General features: G+C 38.5%; 22 protein-coding genes and 1 pseudogene. 5 read left to right on the top strand and 18 right to left on the bottom strand.

The window, feature by feature from the left end; all coding sequences use genetic code 11:
* Positions 1 to 36 precede the first annotated feature (36 nt).
* Positions 37 to 336, top strand: a complete 300-nt coding sequence (locus PCY10_RS08605; RefSeq protein WP_125384380.1) for a YbaB/EbfC family nucleoid-associated protein — start codon at positions 37 to 39, stop codon at positions 334 to 336.
* 175 nt (positions 337 to 511) lie between these two features.
* Here the strand turns inward: PCY10_RS08605 and PCY10_RS08600 are convergent, their stop codons facing one another.
* The 8 genes from PCY10_RS08600 to PCY10_RS08565 form a co-directional block, all read right to left on the bottom strand.
* Positions 512 to 1,372, bottom strand: coding sequence for a helix-turn-helix domain-containing protein (locus tag PCY10_RS08600; RefSeq protein WP_003034626.1), 861 nt, complete (start codon positions 1,370 to 1,372; stop codon positions 512 to 514).
* Between the two features lie 30 nt (positions 1,373 to 1,402).
* The gene (locus PCY10_RS08595; protein WP_003034658.1) at positions 1,403 to 2,023 is read right to left on the bottom strand and encodes an ABC transporter ATP-binding protein; all 621 of its coding nucleotides are present in this window, start codon (positions 2,021 to 2,023) and stop codon (positions 1,403 to 1,405) included.
* A complete protein-coding gene (locus tag PCY10_RS08590) occupies positions 2,010 to 2,642 on the bottom strand; it encodes a hypothetical protein (RefSeq protein WP_020999434.1) in 633 nt (210 codons plus the stop codon). Before PCY10_RS08590 ends, PCY10_RS08595 begins: the two co-directional genes overlap by 14 nt.
* Entirely contained in the window at positions 2,629 to 3,420 is a 792-nt protein-coding gene (locus PCY10_RS08585) for a hypothetical protein (protein ID WP_301558995.1), read from the bottom strand. Before PCY10_RS08585 ends, PCY10_RS08590 begins: the two co-directional genes overlap by 14 nt.
* Positions 3,421 to 3,480: 60 nt before the next feature.
* Positions 3,481 to 3,870, bottom strand: a complete 390-nt coding sequence (locus PCY10_RS08580; RefSeq protein ID WP_003034674.1) for a hypothetical protein — start codon at positions 3,868 to 3,870, stop codon at positions 3,481 to 3,483.
* A 151-nt stretch (positions 3,871 to 4,021) separates the two neighbouring features.
* Complete coding sequence (locus tag PCY10_RS08575; protein ID WP_301558994.1) at positions 4,022 to 5,776, bottom strand: glycerophosphodiester phosphodiesterase; 1,755 nt, start codon at positions 5,774 to 5,776, stop codon at positions 4,022 to 4,024.
* Positions 5,773 to 6,600, bottom strand: a complete 828-nt coding sequence (locus PCY10_RS08570) for a YdcF family protein (protein WP_367316826.1) — start codon at positions 6,598 to 6,600, stop codon at positions 5,773 to 5,775. The genes PCY10_RS08575 and PCY10_RS08570 overlap by 4 nt, the downstream gene beginning before the upstream one ends.
* A 39-nt stretch (positions 6,601 to 6,639) precedes the next feature.
* Positions 6,640 to 7,134, bottom strand: coding sequence for a DUF536 domain-containing protein (locus tag PCY10_RS08565; RefSeq protein ID WP_003029403.1), 495 nt, complete (start codon positions 7,132 to 7,134; stop codon positions 6,640 to 6,642).
* Positions 7,135 to 7,291: 157 nt separating this feature from the next.
* Here PCY10_RS08565 and PCY10_RS08560 point away from each other — a divergent pair, with 157 nt between their 5' ends.
* Both PCY10_RS08560 and PCY10_RS08555 read left to right on the top strand, forming a co-directional pair.
* A complete protein-coding gene (locus PCY10_RS08560; RefSeq protein ID WP_301558993.1) occupies positions 7,292 to 8,467 on the top strand; it encodes an NAD(P)/FAD-dependent oxidoreductase in 1,176 nt (391 codons plus the stop codon).
* A 44-nt stretch (positions 8,468 to 8,511) separates the two neighbouring features.
* Entirely contained in the window at positions 8,512 to 8,967 is a 456-nt protein-coding gene (locus PCY10_RS08555) for an 8-oxo-dGTP diphosphatase (RefSeq protein ID WP_301558992.1), read from the top strand.
* A 31-nt stretch (positions 8,968 to 8,998) separates the two neighbouring features.
* Here the strand turns inward: PCY10_RS08555 and PCY10_RS08550 are convergent, their stop codons facing one another.
* The 10 genes and pseudogenes from PCY10_RS08550 to tsaB all read right to left on the bottom strand — a co-directional run bounded on the left by PCY10_RS08550 (position 8,999) and on the right by tsaB (position 17,603).
* Positions 8,999 to 9,739 carry a MerR family transcriptional regulator gene (locus tag PCY10_RS08550; RefSeq protein ID WP_003077522.1) on the bottom strand — a complete coding sequence of 247 codons (741 nt, stop codon included), beginning with the start codon at positions 9,737 to 9,739 and terminating at the stop codon, positions 8,999 to 9,001.
* Between the two features lie 77 nt (positions 9,740 to 9,816).
* A complete protein-coding gene (locus PCY10_RS08545; protein ID WP_301558991.1) occupies positions 9,817 to 11,517 on the bottom strand; it encodes an ABC-ATPase domain-containing protein in 1,701 nt (566 codons plus the stop codon).
* 15 nt (positions 11,518 to 11,532) lie between these two features.
* Positions 11,533 to 12,705 carry an MFS transporter gene (locus PCY10_RS08540; protein ID WP_301558990.1) on the bottom strand — a complete coding sequence of 391 codons (1,173 nt, stop codon included), beginning with the start codon at positions 12,703 to 12,705 and terminating at the stop codon, positions 11,533 to 11,535.
* Positions 12,706 to 12,917: 212 nt separating this feature from the next.
* A complete protein-coding gene (locus tag PCY10_RS08535) occupies positions 12,918 to 13,460 on the bottom strand; it encodes a PadR family transcriptional regulator (RefSeq protein WP_301558989.1) in 543 nt (180 codons plus the stop codon).
* Between the two features lie 122 nt (positions 13,461 to 13,582).
* A pseudogene (locus tag PCY10_RS08530) lies at positions 13,583 to 14,325 on the bottom strand (class I SAM-dependent methyltransferase).
* Positions 14,326 to 14,446: 121 nt separating this feature from the next.
* Positions 14,447 to 14,785 carry an AzlD domain-containing protein gene (locus PCY10_RS08525; protein WP_301558988.1) on the bottom strand — a complete coding sequence of 113 codons (339 nt, stop codon included), beginning with the start codon at positions 14,783 to 14,785 and terminating at the stop codon, positions 14,447 to 14,449.
* Positions 14,775 to 15,470: an AzlC family ABC transporter permease gene (locus PCY10_RS08520; protein ID WP_301558987.1), complete on the bottom strand. Its 696-nt coding sequence runs from the start codon at positions 15,468 to 15,470 to the stop codon at positions 14,775 to 14,777. The genes PCY10_RS08525 and PCY10_RS08520 overlap by 11 nt, the downstream gene beginning before the upstream one ends.
* A 9-nt stretch (positions 15,471 to 15,479) precedes the next feature.
* Positions 15,480 to 16,490, bottom strand: a complete 1,011-nt coding sequence (gene tsaD, locus PCY10_RS08515; protein WP_301558986.1) for a tRNA (adenosine(37)-N6)-threonylcarbamoyltransferase complex transferase subunit TsaD — start codon at positions 16,488 to 16,490, stop codon at positions 15,480 to 15,482.
* On the bottom strand, positions 16,480 to 16,923 hold the full coding sequence (gene rimI / locus PCY10_RS08510; protein WP_021002372.1) for a ribosomal protein S18-alanine N-acetyltransferase: 444 nt from the start codon (positions 16,921 to 16,923) through the stop codon (positions 16,480 to 16,482). Before rimI ends, tsaD begins: the two co-directional genes overlap by 11 nt.
* Positions 16,920 to 17,603, bottom strand: a complete 684-nt coding sequence (gene tsaB, locus PCY10_RS08505) for a tRNA (adenosine(37)-N6)-threonylcarbamoyltransferase complex dimerization subunit type 1 TsaB (protein WP_021002371.1) — start codon at positions 17,601 to 17,603, stop codon at positions 16,920 to 16,922. Before tsaB ends, rimI begins: the two co-directional genes overlap by 4 nt.
* A gap of 276 nt (positions 17,604 to 17,879) precedes the next feature.
* Between tsaB and PCY10_RS08500 the strand changes: the two genes are divergently transcribed.
* Both PCY10_RS08500 and PCY10_RS08495 read left to right on the top strand, forming a co-directional pair.
* On the top strand, positions 17,880 to 18,110 hold the full coding sequence (locus PCY10_RS08500; RefSeq protein WP_003077554.1) for a DNA-dependent RNA polymerase subunit epsilon: 231 nt from the start codon (positions 17,880 to 17,882) through the stop codon (positions 18,108 to 18,110).
* A 3-nt stretch (positions 18,111 to 18,113) separates the two neighbouring features.
* On the top strand, positions 18,114 to 19,796 hold the full coding sequence (locus PCY10_RS08495) for a ribonuclease J (RefSeq protein ID WP_003074697.1): 1,683 nt from the start codon (positions 18,114 to 18,116) through the stop codon (positions 19,794 to 19,796).
* Positions 19,797 to 19,915: the final 119 nt, after the last annotated feature.

The raw sequence follows: 19,915 nt of genomic DNA, 5'->3' as shown, positions 1-19,915 counted from the left end.
AATCATAACTATTGAATATTAAGGAGAATCCAAATAATGATGAACATGCAATCAATGATGAAACAAGCACAAAAGCTACAAAAACAAATGGAAAAAGGGCAAGCTGAGCTGGCTGCGACAGAATTTATTGGCAAATCCGCCCAAGGTCTCGTAGTCGCAACTCTTACAGGTGACAAAAAAGTCGTCAAAATCGACTTCCAAGAAGCTGTTGTCGACCCAGAAGACTTAGAAACTTTATCTGACATGACAACCCAAGCAATCAATGCTGCCCTTGCTGAGATTGATGATGCAACCAAGAAAAAATTAGGTGCATTCGCAGGGAAAATGCCGTTTTAGGCATTAGAATAATCTATTCAAAACTAATTTTATCAAACTATAAAAGAACAGCCGCTAAATACTCACTTAATGGCTGTTCTTTTTCTTAATATCTTACCATTTTATTGGTGGTAAATCTCCTATCAGCGTAAATAGAATAACTCCTACAATAATTCCTAAAAACAATTTTTTCCATTCAGTCTTCATTTTTGACCTCTTTCTGTAGTTTAGACTGCAATGATAGAGCAATATTTTTCAACTGCCTATTATTTTCCAACTCAAATAGAACAATTGATCTTTTGCAAGTTGTCAACGCTTCTTCCATTAAGCCCTGAGCTTTAAAAATATTGGCTTGCATCAATAATAATTCCCCCAAGAGATAAAGCGATTTATGCTCTAGGACACTTTCGATAGCAATTGTATTATAATAAAGCGCCTTTTCGATATCGTTCAAGCAAAAATAGCACCTAGATATGCTAATCAGAAAGCTCCATTCATATTCTAATTGATTCAACAATTTATAATTTGGGAGAATTTCTAAAAAGTAAGACATGGACTGTTCATAGTCTTCTTCTCCCATATAGATATTGCCCAAACTATTTAACACTCTTAAGTGCAATTCAGGATATTCCTTAGAAGATTCTGCTAAAACTTCTAATTCCTTTTTAGATTTTTCAAAATTTGAAAAATGATGATAGTCTAAAATAGCTTTATACCAATCCACATATAGTAGTTCTTTTGGGGTGAAGTTTTCAACTGGAAAGTTTGAAACAATATAAAGCAGTGTCTGATGATCTCGCTTATAAAATAACTCTTGAATTTCTTTTGAATAAACATCATGATTAGTTGAATGAATCGCAAAAATTTCTTCCACTTGTTTCATATCAATTTCTAATTTTTTGATTAAACCAAAGAAAATATCGGTAGAGGGAACCATTTCACCTCTTTCAATACGACTGATAATTCCCTGTGCACAAATCCCTTGTGCCAGCTCTTTTTGAGACATTCCGCGTCTCTTCCGATAACGTTTGATTAAATCTGCGATTTCCTTTTTCATTCTACCAATCCTTTTATTCTGCTCTCTATATTATACCACCTTCCCCTCTTGAATGCGATAAACTACATCACAAAGATTATCAATATCAGAAGCTAAATGGGAAGATAATACGACCAACCCTTTCTGTTTTTGCTTCAAAATCAAGTCTTGTGTGACAGCTACACTTTTTTCATCAAGAGCATTCATTGGCTCATCTAAAATTAAGATTTCAGGAGAATCTATAAATGCTTGTATTAACGCCATTTTTTTCTTAGTACCAAGTGATAAATTTTTATAAGCAGTATGTGTGAATTTTTCTAAACCATACAAAGAAATCCAATAAGATAAATCAATTTCTTTCTTATGGCGGCATAATTGTTTAACTAATTCTAAGTTTTCCAACAATGATAAATGGGAAATAAACTCTGGATTTTCGATCAAAACCCCAGCTCTTTCAATATAATTTTTTCGCTTACGAATTTGGATATTATCCTGATAAACAGTACCTTTATCCAATTTTATATAACCAGCTAAAGCTTTTAAAATCAAGGTTTTACCTGAACCATTGATTCCCACTAAGCCATAAATATGATGATTTTCAAATGTCAAATGAATATCATTTAGAACAACATTTCCTTTATAGGTTTTAAAACCATGTTCAATTTTTAACATGCTGTCTCTCCCTCCAATACGATTCTAATAAAAATAAAGCTACTATGATAAACACAAACCACCCTATATAGGTCATCAATAGATATCGCACTAAAATTTCCCCTGCAAGAGCCATAATGACAATAACAGATGAGGAGCTATAGAGTTCAATCATTGAAAAACATAGCCAATCAACCACAAACCAAGACACTAAGAGATACAAAACTTCTGCTAGATTCCAAGAAAGACTTGGTAAGGTTAATGCTACTCCTACAATGCACACAGCTTGTACGATAAACTCTACTAGATAGTGCGGTAAAACGACTTTTCCTATTTTATATTTATAGTCCATGCTATTTTTTGAATGAAAACGAACTAATTCCCTACCTCCATTTGATAAATCTGACAGTAAAAGAAAGGTCATGAAAAAGCTAGTAAAAGATAAGCCTAAAATCATAATTACTCTTAAAAAATTGAAATTTTCTTGTGGGAAGACAGGAAAAGGATATAGGATTTGGTAAGTGAGTAGCTGCTTCAAATCTGTTAGATGGCGATCATTAAACTTGGTCATTAACAGATAAATCATGACACAAGTAAGAACACTTTTACTAATGAAAACAAATCTTTTAATCCACCTCATAAGATTTTCTCACTTTTAAGACTCCATACATAAGCAAAAACGGAAGGTAGGTCAGCGCTACTTGCCACAGTAAAACACCTCCGTAAGCCGTAATCATAAGATTCGACATTGGTACCAGATAAACTGGTAAAAAGCTGTATAAAATTGGTGCTAAGCCCCACAATAGGAATAAATATAAAAGGGCTGCTTTTGGGAAACTAACATAATAATCAACAAGATAGCAGGCAAAGAGTGTTTGAACAAAGAGAGCGCTTGCTTTTATCAAAAAATAATAAAGCAAATAAGCCCATGTACCGCGCGCAAAAATCCTTAATATAGAATGAGGATTAAAATACATTTCTAATTGAGGATATTCCATCCTGTTTATCACTAGAGCAATACCAATGATTACTAGCAATAGTATGGTAAATAACCCAACAATCAATCCTCCCATTTGACATTTTAAAGAAAAAAGCCTACGATCATAATCCCTCTGCTTCCCAATTACATACTTCAGATGACGGGTTTTAACAAAATGATAAATAAAAACAGCAAAGACGATAAGAATAGGAAATATGAAAGATTGGAAAAAATTATACTCAAATAAACTACCCTGGATAGATAACATTGTTCGTAAATATTGTTGCTTGATAGCCGCTCCATCTAGTTTAGCCAAGTCTGGAGCTTTGGGATCAAAAAACAAAATATGTTCGATGGCAGCATGATAAATCATCCCTAAAAATAAAATGGGAATCAGGAACATTGAGCGTCGAAAAGGGAATAACTTATATTTGACCATTTTAGTCTCCTTTTAAAAAACGAGGAAGAAACTATTTCGTAAAAATACTATACTATCCGATTAGTGTGAGTCTGGAGACCAGCTTCCATCAATAAAGAAAGAGCCATCCCAAAAATTTTCACGAGCTAAATTCAAGTTGTAAATATAACCAGCTTGCGCATTATTTGTATAAACTCCACGTTGCCCTGTCCAAGTAAGGTCAACATCACTCCGACGTGCTCCGTTTGAATTTGCCAAATAGTGTTTTACACGAATTTGTGGACTTTTTGAATCTAAATTCACAACATAGTAACTACTATTCATCTTCTGCAAGTAAGAGGTTCCTGCAAAGGCAGGAGTAATCCGAAAGCGGGAAAGTTGACCTATTTGTCTGCCTCTTGCACCAACCAAACCTGCTGTCAAAAGAAGAGTAGCTAGTACAGCTATAAATCCTAATTTACTTTTTGTCATATTATACCTCATTTCTAAAAAATAGTTGCTTCCTCTCTACAAAATAATATAGCACATAGAGAAAACGCCGTCAATCTTTTTTAGATATTTTTATCACAAAAAGATTTTTGTTAAAACACCCCTCCTAGTTCATTACTAAGAGGGGCTTACCTTATGTAAAATTAAAAAAGTCAAAAGCTTGATTGATTAGCAAGTCGGCGTATTTAGGATTATTTTGCAATTCTTTAATAGCTGTTTGTACTAACTGCACATCATCAGTGATAATGCCATCTACACCTAAACGCAACGATTTTGAAATAGCATTTTCATCATTGACCGTCCAATCATACAGTTTCTTATCCGTTTGCCACAGCTTGAAAATAAAATTATCATCAAGTGTGGAGTACTCCATTGTATAGCCACTTGCCTTAGTGCGTGGGAAAATGGTATTGTAAGGGAGAATGAAAAAAGTTGGAATGCTGGCATCATATTTAACTACTTTATTGATGACTTTATAATCCAGTGAATGCATTTGGTGGCCATATTGTTTAATGGTGTTCCCATATTTATTCAGAAAGCGATCCATCATATCAGGCGAATCTTTCTTACTGGTTTTTATTTCAATCAGCAAGCGTTGACCCAATTCATTAGCACGTTTTAAATAAGCATCAAAACTCGAAATCTTTGTACGATAGCCATTTTCAGTAACATCCAAAGCTGTTAATTCTGTCAACGTCAAATCTTGTGGCTTCGCGTTGACTCCAGTCAAGGCAGATAAATTCGCATCATGCATCATGACAAATTGTCCATCCTTTGTTTCTTGAACGTCCATTTCAATATAGTCTGGCTTTAATAAGGCTGTCTTCTCTAACGATTGAATCGTATTTTGGACACCGTTTGCCTGTGAAACACCACGATGCGAAATCACAGCAGGATTGTTGCTCAACGGAATCTGAAGATAGCTATAACCCTCAGCTGCAAATGCTAAAAAAGCAATCGACATAACAACCCAACGATAGAGTCGATCTAACTTCCTGCGTGCACTGTGACAAAGTCTTTTCTCTGTCAAAAAAGCTACAAATTTAACTAAAAAATAGGTCAACATCAAATAGTGAGTCGTTTTCATCAGCACATAATTGACAATTCCAGCTATAAGCGCAGTTTGATTGGACTGACCATCCGTATAAGTCTGAAGGCACAATAATGGAATCGTTATAGCGAAAAAGAGTAGAAAACTCTTGGTAACAATCCAAAACAAGTGCCAAGAATAGAACAGCAAACGCTTATGTGTTTTTTCCAAACTAAATCGAACCGCTTCTCCGACGGAGACATTCTCAATCAGAATCTTTGGCAACGCAAACATCAAACGGACAGCAATCAACAGCATCAGCAATACTAGTAAAGCAAGTCCCATTCCAGCTAAAAAGTAAGTATCTCGCAAATAAGACACGATAAAATTCGGAATTAAAATTTTATTTAAATAATAAATTTTCAAGATTTTCCGAATGAACGGAAAAAGCAAAGCAATGTACAATAAAACAAATGCAACTTTGCTGGGACGAACTTGTTTTAAAAGTGAAAAACCATCAGAGACTGTTTTTTTAGTGAATGCAAAAAGTGTATTTCCCTGCTGAGTCAGCAAATTATGAGCACCTAAAAAGAGCAAACCAACCTGAAAATAAGCGACTAGCAGATTCACTAGAAATAATACAATAAATGCTAGAGTTAGCAGCAGATTGCTGGATAGTACCGCTAAGACATTATTGTACGATAAAAATTGATAACCTGTCAGCCTTAGCAAAGAATCTGCAGCCCAGGAATTAAAAGGTAACCAGAGATACTCCATTACCATAAAAATGATAAAAAATAAAAATAAAATTTTATCAAGGTTGTAATACAGCTTATGAAAGTCTAAACGTTGTTTCATCGTTCTCCTTTAACTATCTCATCAGTAGAAGCATAGAGAGGATTTGCTATGCGAATCAAATCTCCATAACTTTTCTTTAATGTTTCAAAAGCAGTCCTAACCTCTATAGGAATTTCTACATGCGAAATATAGCCTCTTCCCCTTGGTCCATAGCCCGATTCATCATCTGACAAACGATGAATTTCTCCCATCAACAGACTGATATAATGCTCTATTTCCCACATACCGTAAATCGACTGTTTAAATTCAAGCTTCTGATTCTTTACGGTTACATCAGCCTGATAAGTAGCAAAATTGATGATACATGTATCTGGAGAAAGATAGTTCCTGATTCCTGCTTCCATACGCGCCTGCATTGTCGCATCTTGACTAAGAATGATAGAATGAAAATCAATCTTTTCTCTTTTCAGCAAATCCAACAAATAAGTGATGTTGTTCCCACAATTAGTCGAGTGAGATTCCAAGTAATCAGCCGTTAAATTATACCTTTCTTTCAAATAAGCATTAAAAATTTCTGCCTCCGAAAAAGTTTGTGTTTCTATTTTCGGATATTCCTTTGCGACCACTTGCCGAAGAGTCTCCGTCGTATGTCCTGCCCCACCGACAATAACATAAGTCTTTGCTATCCCCTCTAACATAGCCTGCGCTAAAACGTCTCCACCAGCCAAAATACTTCCGCCAAACAGAACCATGACATCAACTTGTTTCAAGTGATATTTCTTTTTTAACGCTAACTGTGTTAATTCTGGCAAATCGCGTTTTCCACAAAAAGAGCCAAGGATATTGATAGTGTTTGCTAGTTCTTCCTTTACCATACTTTTCATTCTATAAAAAAATCCCAGTTTCTTCAACCGAGATTCTCATTATCTTCCAAATAATCTTGCAAAGAAGCCCTTTTGTTCTTGTGCTTGTACTTTTTCCTTAGCTTCGTCTAATTCTAATAGCAACGTTTCACGTTCATTCATGGCCTTTGCAGTCAGTTGTTGCTGTTGATCTAATTGCTTATCTTTTTCAGCGATTTGAACATCTTTCACACGCAACTGCTCATCTTTTTTAGCCAATTGAACATCTTTTGCTTTTAGCTGATCATACAAGCGCACGATTTCAGCATTTTTCTCATCTACTAAAATTTCCATGAGTTCACGCTGTTTCACGTCCTCGCTGACTGGTTCATCTTCAAAAATCGTCTTTTTGTAGATTTCCTCCAGTTTTATCAAACCGCTACGCGTCACAACAGTGACCCCTTTTTCATTTTTGTCAGTATCTTCGGGTGCAAGAGTTTTAACTCGATTATTCATTGCCTGACGGCTAATTCCTAAAATTTCGGCTAACTCGCTGACTGTTTTTTCAATTGCCATAATTTCCTCTGAAACATTTCTAGATATAGATACCTAAATCTTATCATATCAAGGCTTAACTGTCAAATTTGCTCTGGATTTCAAGGAATTTTACCACATTTATGATACAATAACATTTAAGAAATCCCTTATATACTCATTCCAAGAAAGAGGTACAATGAAACATTTTGATACAATCGTTATAGGCGGAGGTCCGGCCGGCATGATGGCTGCCATTTCCAGTTCTTTTTACGGACAGAAAACCCTGCTTCTCGAGAAAAATAAACGTCTGGGTAAGAAACTAGCAGGAACAGGTGGCGGTCGCTGCAATGTGACTAATAACGGAAACTTGGATGACCTCATGACTGGCATTCCTGGCAATGGTCGCTTCCTGTACAGCGTCTTTTCTCAGTTTGACAATCATGATATCATCAACTTTTTTACAGAGAATGGTGTCAAACTCAAGGTCGAAGATCATGGTCGTGTTTTTCCAGCTACAGATAAGTCTCGCACCATTATCGACGTATTGGAAAAGAAGATTGCAGAGCTAGGTGGCTCTGTCATCACCAATACCGAAATTGTCTCTGTCAAAAAGTCCGATGAGTGTTTCACTGTCAAATCCGGCGAGCATGCTTGGACCTGTCAGAAATTGATTGTGACAACAGGCGGTAAGTCTTACCCTTCCACTGGCTCGACAGGTTTTGGCTACGAAATTGCTCGGCACTTTAAGCACACTGTGACCAACTTGGAAGCTGCCGAAAGTCCTCTTCTGACCGACTTTCCTCACAAAGCACTTCAAGGGATTTCGCTGAACGATGTGACTCTGAGCTATGGCAAGCATGTCGTCATCCACGACCTGCTCTTTACCCACTTCGGGCTATCCGGTCCTGCTGCCCTACGTATGTCTAGCTTTGTCAAGGGAGGAGAGGTTCTCTCACTGGATGCCTTGCCTCAGCTTTCTGAAAGCGAATTGACAGAATTTCTAGAAGAGAATCGGGAAAAATCCTTGAAGAATGCCTTGAAAACCTTACTTCCTGAACGCTTAGCTGAATTTTTTGTTCAAGGCTTTCCCGAAAAAGTCAAACAGCTAACGGATAAAGAACGTAATCAACTCGTCCGGTCCATCAAGGATCTCAAAATCCCCGTGACTGGTAAAATGTCCCTTGCTAAGTCCTTTGTCACAAAAGGCGGCGTCAGCCTCAAAGAAATCAATCCTAAAACTCTGGAAAGCAAACTCGTTCCCGGCCTCCACTTTGCTGGAGAGGTCCTAGACATCAATGCCCACACGGGCGGCTTCAACATCACATCTGCCCTTTGCACCGGCTGGGTTGCAGGGGGCTTGCATTATGAGTGATTGTATAGATTTCACCATTCAGGTCAAACAAAAGGAATAAGCAAATGAATCGACTAGAAAATGTAGAATTCGTCAACATGTGCATGATTTATGACGGAGAAAAAGTTCTCGTCCAAGAACGAGTGAAGTCTGACTGGCCCGGCATTACTTTTCCTGGCGGGCATGTAGAGCGCAGAGAATCTTTTACCGATGCAGTTATCAGAGAAGTCAAGGAAGAAACTGGACTAACCATCTCCAAGCCTCAACTTTGCGGTATAAAGGATTGGTATGATGACAAGGATTTTCGTTATGGCGTACTGCTCTACAAGACGAAGCACTATTCCGGCGTGCTGCAATCCTCAGATGAAGGAAAGGTCTGGTGGGGAGATTTGGAAAATCTCTCTCATCTGAAACTTGCAACTGAGGATATGTCAGATATGCTGCGTGTTTTTTTAGAAGACGATTTAAGTGAATTCTTTTACTATAAAGACGGCGACGACTGGATTTATGACTTAAAGTAGAACAAAATAGGCTAGGAAATTCCTAGCCTATTTATTTCGCATTGGTTCGAACGTAAACTGCAATCACATCTGCTGTATACTGAGCAGTGCCTGGTCCAAATTTATCGATATTTTTCTTGAATTCTGGATTGTGGACATAGCCCTGACCGATGTGAGCAAAGACTTGCAGTGAGCAATCAAAGCCATAAGTGCGAATGGCTTGCAAGAGCTGCTCTGCCTGCTCTTGATTTTCTGCTGCCTCAACTGGCAAGCCTTGTTGCATATTCTCTGCCAGACTTTGAAAAACTTGATTGAAGGCTGCGGCAGATTCTTCTTCCCGTCCATTTTGACGAACCAATGCTTCCGACATGACTTCTTGACCGTATTCCTCTACAGCTTCCTGGTAGTATTTATGATTATCTTCGTAGGTAAAACCTACAAATTTTTCTTCTAATGTCATCTTCTTTTCTCCCTTTTGCGCTTGAATGGTATTCTGCAAAGTAGAGATTAAAGTATCTAGGTGATCTCTTTCCTGTTCCAAATACTCCAACTGTCGTACTAGATGTGGCAATAAGGCCTGATCGTCCTGACTCAACAGCTCTGCTATTTTCTCCAAGGAAAAGCCCAAGTACTTATAGTAAAGGATGACTTGTAGGCGCTCTAAATCAGCTTGACTGTAGGTTCGGTAGCCATTTTCTGATTTAGCAGGCACTAAAAGCCCAATTTTATCGTAGTGATGTAGGGTTTTGACAGAAACACCTGAAAGCTGGGCAGCTTTTTTGATATGGTACATGTAATTGCCTCCTCGCCTAACTAGTATATACTATGACCTTAGGGAAGGGCAAATTTTTAAAAAAATTTTCTACAATGTTACTTTATTTTCAAACCTCGATAACGATTAAGCGTGGCATAAAATTCCTGTTTTCTTGGTAAAGCTAAGTTGCCGGGATGTCCAGTATAAGGTGAGACAGCATCTAATCCAAAAGTTTCAATGTGTTGATAAAGTTGTTCAACCGCTTCTGATAAAGAAGAATGGTCATTTAAAAAATGATTTTTAAAATAGGCTAACATAACAGCAAGAGCATTAGTTTGACTGTCATCGACTAACTGCTCTAACCCAGATAAATCAATCGTTTCCCAACTATAAAGAAGATGCAATCTTCCCTTGGCTCTTAGACGATCTTCCTTACCAGATAAGGGGAAACTAGAACTAAGAGGAACACGCCTACTAAGGATTTCAAAGGGTTCCACAGAATCTTCTCGATTGTAAGAATCAGCTGTTGCAATATTTTTTGCCTTAGCCGTGACATCTTTAGGTAGGTATTCATCCATCATGATAACTCTGTCAGCAACCTCAAAATAATCGCCTGAGCCTCCAATAATTAAAATAGTTGATACCCCCAATTCTTTATAAAGGGATTGTACTCTATCAACAAAAGGTGTGATTGGTTCTTTTTCTTTGACAATCAACTGCTGCATCCTTCTATCACGAATCATAAAATTCGTAGCCGATGTATCTTCATCAATGAGAAGCAAAGATGCCCTAGCTTCCAATGCTTCCACAACATTCGCAGCCTGCGAAGTACTGCCACTGGCATTCATGGTTGAAAATTGTTTTGTAACTTTATTACCAGGCAAATGATTAATAAAGGGACTGATATCTACCTTTTGAATAGAGCGGCCATCTTCCGCACGAATTTTTACTGCATCAGAAACCGTTAGTACAAATTCACGACCATCATTGGGAATATGGTTATAAACACCACGTTCAAGTGCCTGCAAAACTGTCGACTTTCCGTGAAAACCGCCACCCACGAGCAAGGTAATCCCTTTTTTTATGCCCATGCCAGTCACAGTTTTTCCGCTTGGTAAATGAAATTCTATTTCCAGATTAGCCGGACTTTGAAAAGGTTTGGCTCCTATCAAAGGCTTATCTGAAATTCCGCTTTCTCTTGGTAAAATTGATCCATTTGCTATAAACGCGACTAAATTTTGTTTAGGTAATTCTTCTCTGAGATATTTTTGATCCAAAATAAGATCAATCTGAGTTCGCAAAGCTGTCTGATTTAGATGACGATAGAAAAGAGCTTGCTTAATGATTTCTGGAAGAATATCTTGAAAAATTCGATTTGCCGCTTTTCCTAAAATGCGTCTCCCAGCAGCTGGTAGACCAACTTCAAAACGAACTTCAATCTGATTATCTTTTATTAAAACAGCTGTTCGCTCCAACATTTCTTGGCCACAGCGGTCAATCATAAGGAGACCGCTGGTACCTGTCCCTTTTACTGAATGATTAAATTTTTGACTTTGTTTACAAAAGTTTCGTGTTAAAAAATCCGAAACAGCAATTCTCTTATTCTTTTGATTGATGTACTCTTTGGGAATGTCCACTGTTTCACGCTGTATAAGAATTCTCATCTTTGATGGTGGAGCGTAGGGATCTACCTGAACATGATCAATCGCTAAAATATAATCAGGAAACCGATAAAAACCTTTTATTCTTTTATAGCCTGAGTAGCTTTGCCCATCTATAGACAGCAATAGCTGCTGAAGTTTTTTATATTCTTTCAAAACGAAACCTCCTTTTTAATGATTTAAGCGACTTACAAAAACCATCATATAAAGAACGATGGCACCTGCCAAAATAACATAAGCCCATTGCAGACCAAAGTTTTCAGATAAAAGACCACTCAATACAGGGCCCATCATCATACCGACAGAATAAGCTGTATTATAAATCGCAAATGTGAAACCATAGCTAGCATTTTCTTTTTCCTGAGCTAAATCAGCCATACGAGGCAGACTAGGTGCAAGAATCATTCCCATACCGATGCCAATCAGACTCAAAGCTGCTATTTCTAAATAGATATTGCTAGGAAGAGTGACAAATGCCATAGCTAGCGCAGTGATAATGAAACCTAGAACAGTCATCCTTGCATGACCTAATTTTGTAGAGAGTCTCCCAATCAGAGGAGCAATGACTGCATAAGCAATCGTAGGCACAGCAAAAAGTAATCCTATAACAAGTGGTGTGGCATGAAATACTGCTTCAAATCTAGCGGGTAAAGTCGGCTGCAGGGCACTTGGAACCGCAGCACCAATCATGACAGCACCGACTATCAATAGAAACTGCTGATTTCTTAACAGTTCAAATGGCTGCTGTTCTGTTTGTTTCTCTCTATGCGGCTCTTCTTTCAATAAAAGAAGACGCAGCAAACCATCTAAAACAGCCATACCTGCTGCTACAAAAAATGGAAACATATAACCACCGATTTGATAGAGCCAGCCGCCCAGACTTGGGCCAACAAGAATCCCTATAGCTTGGCCTGATAAGGCAATTCCCATAGCTTGCCCTCTCTCTTCAGATGGATAAAAATCTGCCAAGAGAGCCAAACCAGCTGTCCATGTGATTGCAGCTGCACAGCCTTGTAAAATACGAGCTAAAAGCAAAAACCAAAAAGTATTTGCAAAAGCAAAGAGTAGAGTTGCAGCTGCCAAACCAAGAATTCCCCAAAGCATCGGCCCTCTACGGCCAAGCTTGTCAGAAATCATTCCAAAAATAGGAGTTGTGATTAATAGGGCTAAAGCATAGCTTCCAAATAAAAAACCCAAAGCTGTCTGGGAAATCCCTAAAGAACCTGCGTAAATTGGTAGGATTGGCACAATCATACCATGAATGAACATGTCTGTAAAAACGGCTAAAGCGACAACAAATAAAGCTTTTTTTCGATTGGTATTTAAATTTTCTTGTTTTTTCATAGTGATTCCTTTCAATATATAAATCTTTAGATTGCATTGTCAAACCACCATTGCCAGCTTCCTCCACCACCGATAACAATCATTTCAGTTAACTGTCTAAAACTCTGAAACAACAGTATCCTTTTTTGATAATCATTCATTTTTACTCCTTGTTGTATATTCTATATTGAGTATAAGAGTAGTTTTTAAGAGTTAGAATGTTTTCTAACCCTCTACTTCTCTTCAGTTTGCAAATAGTCTTGAGCCTGCTTGATAAAATCTCGTTGGGCACGAACCATCGCCAACATATGATCAAAAATTAGTTGTACCATAGGCGATATTTGATTGTTCAAAGCTTCTCGTTTTTGTTCCCAACCCTGTAAAATAATCATTTCTTCCCGATCTAACTTATTTTCCTGCTCCTGCAGGGCTAAGCCCACCTCATCATCTGATAATTGCTCATAAAAAGACAAACCAGCATATAAAGCCGAAGGATAAGTAAGGACTGGACTTTCCAAAGCTTCACGAATAAGTTCTTTTAAATAGACTCTTCCCTGATCTGTTATCTGATAAACCACTTTTTGGCGATGACCTGTCTGCTCAACACTAGAAATAGTAATATATCCTTTATGCTCTAAATTCTTTAGAGCATGATAGATAGAGCCTACTTGAACAGCTCCCCATCTTTGAGCATCTGTTGTCTGCATCATTTGCTGAATATCGTAACCCGACATTGCTTTCATATCCAAGATAGCTAATACTAATAATTTTGTCATCATCTCACACCTATAGTCAACATTGAATATTCTTAAAAAAGTATAACAAGTTTCATAAAAGATGTCAAGTACTCCAACAAACAAAAAACAACCTCCTAGTTCAAGTCCAGAAGGTTAATTCTCTATTTCCAGGAAACCATAGCAATAAAGCCCAGTTTTTCCTGATTTTTTTGAAACATCTTAAACATCTTCATAAATTGACTGTAGTTCTCTTTTTTAAGGGCATTGAAGCAGATTTTCAGAGTGCCACCCAGCCCTTCGTCATATATCATCCCTCGAAGGCTCATCAAGGTCATTTCGCCGACAAAGGTATCTACACAATCAAACGAGTGAGAGCGAGCTGAATCCAAGACCCTTCTGTCAGAGGACCAACATTAACATTAATCGCACGTGACAGATCTTCCCGGACATTCTCATCTTTTTGCTTGAGCATGACGTCGTGGGTCAGAAGCACTCCGCCTGGCTTCAGCATCCGGTAGTACTCATCCATATATTTGGCCTTTCCCTTCTCTGTCTGCATGGTCAGCATGACTTCATTAATAACGATATCAAAAGAATTGTCATCATAAGACGGCTTCATGGCATTAGCCTGCTCAAATGTGACGAGCTCACCAACACCAGCCTTGTCTCCATTAAGCTGAGCTTGATTCAGCGAAATCTTATCCAAATCAACTGCAGTAATCTGGCAGCCATATTTTTTAGCTAGTTCGATCGTTGTGGTTCCCATATTGCAGGCAACTTCTAGAACCTTCTTTTCGCTGGAAAACTGCCCCTGCTCAATCAGCCAGTCTGTTGCCAGCTTACCACTAGGGCGAAGGCGTTTCTTTCCTATTTTTGCTAAAAATTTATGGCCTGCTTCTGCCATTTCCGAACCTCTATGATTTTGATTGGTTCCATTATAGCATAAAATATTATATTTTCAGACAATTCTTAGAGTTTAGTAAAAACAGACCGAATCAATCGATTCAATCTGTCTTGTCTCTTCTTTACAAGCCAAGAAATCCAGCCAGATAGCGCAGCAAGGCCATCAAGACTACGCCAAATACAACAGTTGCAATCAAGTTTTTATACTTAAAGGCAAAATAGCTAGTTGGAAAAACAGCTATTAAATCTAGCCATTTGAAGGTTGGCAGCTGCCCTATCTTCCCATTTACAATGCTGGATAAAATCAAGGCAAAAATAATAGAGACTGGTAAATACTGTAAAAACCGCTCTACAATCTTAGGCAAGCCACGATATTTCACCAATACAAATGGACTAATCCGTGATAACCATGTCACCAAGGCTGAAAAAAGAATGGCGACAAAAATATAATTATTTATCATCTAGCATTACCCCCACAGCACAGCCTAATAAGGTCGACATTAGAACAGCTAAAGACGAAGAAACAAGCATACTTAACGCATAAAATGATAAAGCTACTACAGCCAAAATTACGATTAGTTTTTGAAGTTTTGTTTTATGTAACATCACTAAAAATTGGGAAGAAAAAATGCCAATAAACATGGCAACTAGGGCAAAGTCTAATCCAAACACTTCTGGATTTGGCAAAAGACTTCCTAATGTCGTTCCGACCACCGTTCCTATCATCCAAGCAAGGTAGCTTGTTATATTATTTCCATACATCCATTGAAGCGAAACATCCTTTGTATGAACATGCCCACTTAGTAAAACGCCGTATGTTTCATCTGTTAAAAGTATTCCGATACCGATATTTTGCCATAGACTTGCATGTCGAAAAAAAGTAGATGTATGAAGTCCCAGCAAAAATAGACGCAAATTGATCAAAAAGACTGTCAGAAGAATAGCTGTCACTGGTGCATGGATGGCAAGGAGTGCTAGTATAGCAAACTGAGCGCTTCCTGCATAGACAAGAATACTCATTAGTGCCATTTCAAGAGGAGTGACATAGGAAGCACCAATAATGCCACAGGCTAAGCCAATACTAATATACCCCATAGCCGTTGGCGCTGCAGCTTGTGCACCCTGTTTAAATGTCTGTCCGCGCATTGTTCTCCTTTACTCCATCGTCTCAAATGCCAGACTTGGCTTGGCATTCAGATTTAATGTTGCAAGATTGGCGTTGTTCCACTCGCTGACACTGGCATAAGCAATCATTCCTGCATTGTCACCGCAGAGACGCAGAGGCGGTATGATAACCTTGACGTCTGTTATTTCAGCTGCTAAACGTTCACTTAAGCCTTGATTAGCTGCAACACCACCCGCAACTACCAAAGTCTTAACCGGATATTTTTCCAAAGCATTTTTTGTTTTTACCATTAAAATATCCAGAACCGCTGCTTGAAAACTAGCTGCCAAATCTTCTTTAGATAATACTTCTCCTTTTTGCTGGGCATTGTGATGCAAGTTGATAAAAGCAGACTTGAGACCGGAAAAGGAAAATTCCAGATTATCTTCCTTGATCATAGCCCGCGGAAAATCATAAATATCCTGTCCTTTATGAGCCAATTCATCTATCTCACGCCCTGCTGGATAGGTCAAGCCCATGACTCGACCGACCTTGTCATAGGCTTCACCGACCGCATCATCGCGGGTTTCCCCAACAATCTTATAATCACCAGCCTGACTGACGTAGACCAGCTCCGTATGGCCACCGCTAACCAATAATGCTAAAAGTGGATATTCTAAGGTTTCCTCATGTTGGGCTGCCATCAAATGTCCCGCCATATGATTGACTGGAATCAGCGGAATCCCATGAGCCCAAGCAAAGGACTTGGCAGCCGCCAATCCAACCAAAAGAGCCCCCACCAAACCAGGTCCGTAGGTGACCGCTACTGCTGTGACGTGCTCCTCGCTAATCCCTGCCTCTGCCAGGGCCTCCTCAATACAAACCGTAATTACCTCCACATGGTGACGGCTGGCCACTTCCGGTACTACTCCGCCAAAACGCTTGTGGCTCTCAATCTGGCTGGCAATGACATTGCTCAAAAGCTCAGTCTCATTCTTCAGAACCGCCACGCTAGTCTCATCACAAGACGTTTCAAAAGCTAAAATATATCTATCTTCCATAGTTCTCCCTTTTCATGACGATCGCGTCTTCCACTGGCGCATGGTAATAGGCCTTCCGCCGCGTGATTTCTTCAAATCTTTCTTTTTTGTAGAATAGCAGAGCTGGCTTGTTGGACTCCCTCACTTCAAGGAAAATCTCTTTGTTAATTGGCAGATGTTCAAACAAAGCAGTCGCAATTTTCTTACCTTGATAAGCCTTCTTAATCGCAATTTGCAAGACTTCCGCTTCAAAATCTGACTCCTGAAAAGCCAGGAAACCAATTAAATTTTGACCCTCTAGAGCTAAAATATAGCTCGACAAAGGATGTTGTAAATCTTTCTCTATTTGTTCCATACTCCATGGACTGACTGTATACACGTCTTTCAATACCTGATAAATCTGCTCTGTCAAATCAACAGTCTGCTTTTTTTCATTTCTTTTAATCTCAATCATAAGCGTTTGATGTAAGACTCGTTCGTTTCTTTATGATTTTTGAGCCAATTTTCCTCCGCTTCCACTCTCTTGAGATACTTAGGAACGAAGTCATGGATAGAGCAAACTGGCAAGTGCAACCCGATTTTTGCAAGAAGTATAGTATCTGGCAGGGTTCCTTTGATAAGAGCATTTGGCAGAACGGCTTGAATCTGCTCTGTGAAATTTTCAACTTCTCCTACAAAGGTTACTTGAGAAGCAGACTTGGCTTTTTCCAATACCTCTTCAAAAGATAAATGAGCTTCTGGCTGAACGGTCCTACCATTTTTATAAAAACCAGCATAAACATTGTTGCGTCTAGCATCCATGAGCGGAATAACCAAGCCATCAATACTTTCTGGTACCAGAATCCGTAAGCTAGAAACTCCAACTAAGCCAATCTTAAGGGTATGAGCCAGAGTTTTAGCTGTTGCTACAGCAATTCGCAAACCTGTATAACTACCCGGACCTTCTGCAACCACAATGCGTTCTAAGTCAGTTGGTTTTAAATCCAAACTTTCCATGAGAAAATCAATTGCTGGCATCAATGTAATGCTATGATTTTTTTTAATATTGATTGTCATCTCAGCAAGCAACTGTTCATCCTCTAAAATAGCAATTGCCAGTGCCTTACTAGAGCTATCAAAAGCTAAAACTTTCATTTTTGTATTTCCTTCGTGCTAGTCTACTTTCTATTATACTACAAAAAATACGGATTTCCTCAATATGATTTACAAAAAACAAAACCTTGTGAAAATCGTTTTCCTAGATTTTCTTATTTCTTTCTTTTACTAAATAACCTTTTTATGATATAATAATTATAATTGTAACGTATCAAAATCAATTTATTACTCGGATAACCAAATAGATGAAAACCGCCCTTGAAAATAAGGTGGCTGTTTTCTGGTAGATTGAGTATGAATAAGAAAGGAACTGAAATGATTTACAAAATTTTTTATCAAGAAACAAAAGAACGCAATCCACGACGCGAAAACACACATACGCTTTACTTGGATATTGATGCCAAAGACGAATTAGACGGACGAATTAAAGCACAGAAACTTGTTGAAGAAAAAACACCTTACAATATTGAATTTATCACATGCTTGTCTGATAAACATTTAGAATATGAAAAAGAATCAGGCAACTTTACAATTACGGAGCTTTAAACCATGTCTTATACCTTAAAATCCGAAGAAGTCGGTGTATTTGCCATTGGTGGTCTAGGAGAAATCGGAAAGAATACCTACGGAATCGAATACCAAGATGAGATTATCATTGTCGATGCTGGTATTAAATTTCCTGAAGACGACCTTTTAGGGATTGATTACGTCATTCCTGATTATTCCTATATCGTAGAAAATATTGACCGTATCAAAGGAGTGCTCATCACTCACGGTCACGAAGACCATATTGGTGGAATTCCCTTTCTTCTTAAACAAGCAAACGTTCCTATTTATGCTGGTCCGCTTGCACTTGCACTTATCCGTGGTAAATTAGAAGAACACGGTCTCTTACGCGATGCCAAGCTCTACGAAATCAATCAAAATACTGAGCTTCAATTTAAAAATTTAAAGGCAACCTTCTTCCGTACCACTCACTCTATTCCAGAACCTTTGGGAATTGTCATTCACACACCTCAAGGGAAAATAGTATGTACAGGCGATTTTAAATTCGACTTGACCCCCGTTGGAGAGCCCGCAGATTTGCACCGAATGGCTGCTCTCGGTGAAGATGGTGTTCTAGCATTGCTGTCTGACTCAACCAACGCGGAAATTCCGACCTTCACAAACTCTGAAAAAGTCGTTGGACAGTCTATCATGAAGATCATCGAAGGCATTCATGGACGGATTATCTTTGCCTCTTTTGCCTCAAATATCTTCCGCCTCCAACAAGCTGCGGAGGCTGCTGTTAAAACTGGGCGAAAAATTGCCGTTTTTGGACGCTCAATGGAAAAAGCCATTACCAATGGAATTGAGCTAGGTTACATCAAAACACCTAAAGGAACCTTCATCGAACCAAACGAAATCAAAGATTACCCTGCTGGTGAGATTCTCATCATGTGTACAGGTAGTCAGGGAGAGCCAATGGCGGCTCTTTCACGCATTGCAAACGGAACACATCGTCAAGTACAGCTTCAACCAGGTGATACAGTGATTTTCTCTTCTAGTCCTATCCCAGGAAATACTACTAGTGTCAATAAGCTTATCAACACCATTTCAGAAGCAGGCGTTGATGTTATCCATGGAAAAATCAATAACATCCATACATCTGGGCACGGAGGTCAACAAGAGCAAAAACTCATGCTTCGTTTGATAAAACCGAAGTATTTCATGCCCGTCCATGGTGAATACCGTATGCAAAAAGTGCATGCGGGACTTGCAATGGATACTGGAGTGCCTAAAGACAATATCTTTATCATGAGCAATGGAGATGTTCTAGCGTTAACTGCTAATTCTGCTCGCATTGCTGGAAGTTTCAATGCACAAGATATTTATGTCGATGGCAATCGTATTGGAGAAATTGGTGCTGCAGTCCTTCGTGACAGACGTGACCTTTCCGAAGATGGCGTTGTCCTTGCAGTAGCCACTGTTGACTTTAAATCCAAGATGATCTTAGCCGGTCCTGATATTCTCAGCCGTGGTTTCATCTATATGCGGGAATCAGGTGAACTGATCCGTCATAGCCAACGTATTCTTTTCAATGCGATACGTATTGCATTGAAAAATAAAGATGCCAGCATCCAGTCTGTCAATGGAGCTATTGTAAATGCTCTTCGGCCGTTTTTATATGAAAATACAGAGCGTGAGCCTATCATTATTCCAATGATTTTAACACCAGATGAAGAACTCTAGCAAGATAATCTTGCATAAATAGCTAAAAAACAACTTGATCTAATAATTTCAAGTTGTTTTTTTCATGGAGCAAATCATAATCGGAATAATTATATACGGTTTTTAAATAACAACAAAAA

The sequence above is a fragment of the Streptococcus sp. SI1 genome (genome assembly GCF_030439945.1).
Lineage (GTDB): Bacteria > Bacillota > Bacilli > Lactobacillales > Streptococcaceae > Streptococcus > Streptococcus intermedius.
This window is presented reverse-complemented; position numbering and strand designations above follow the sequence as displayed.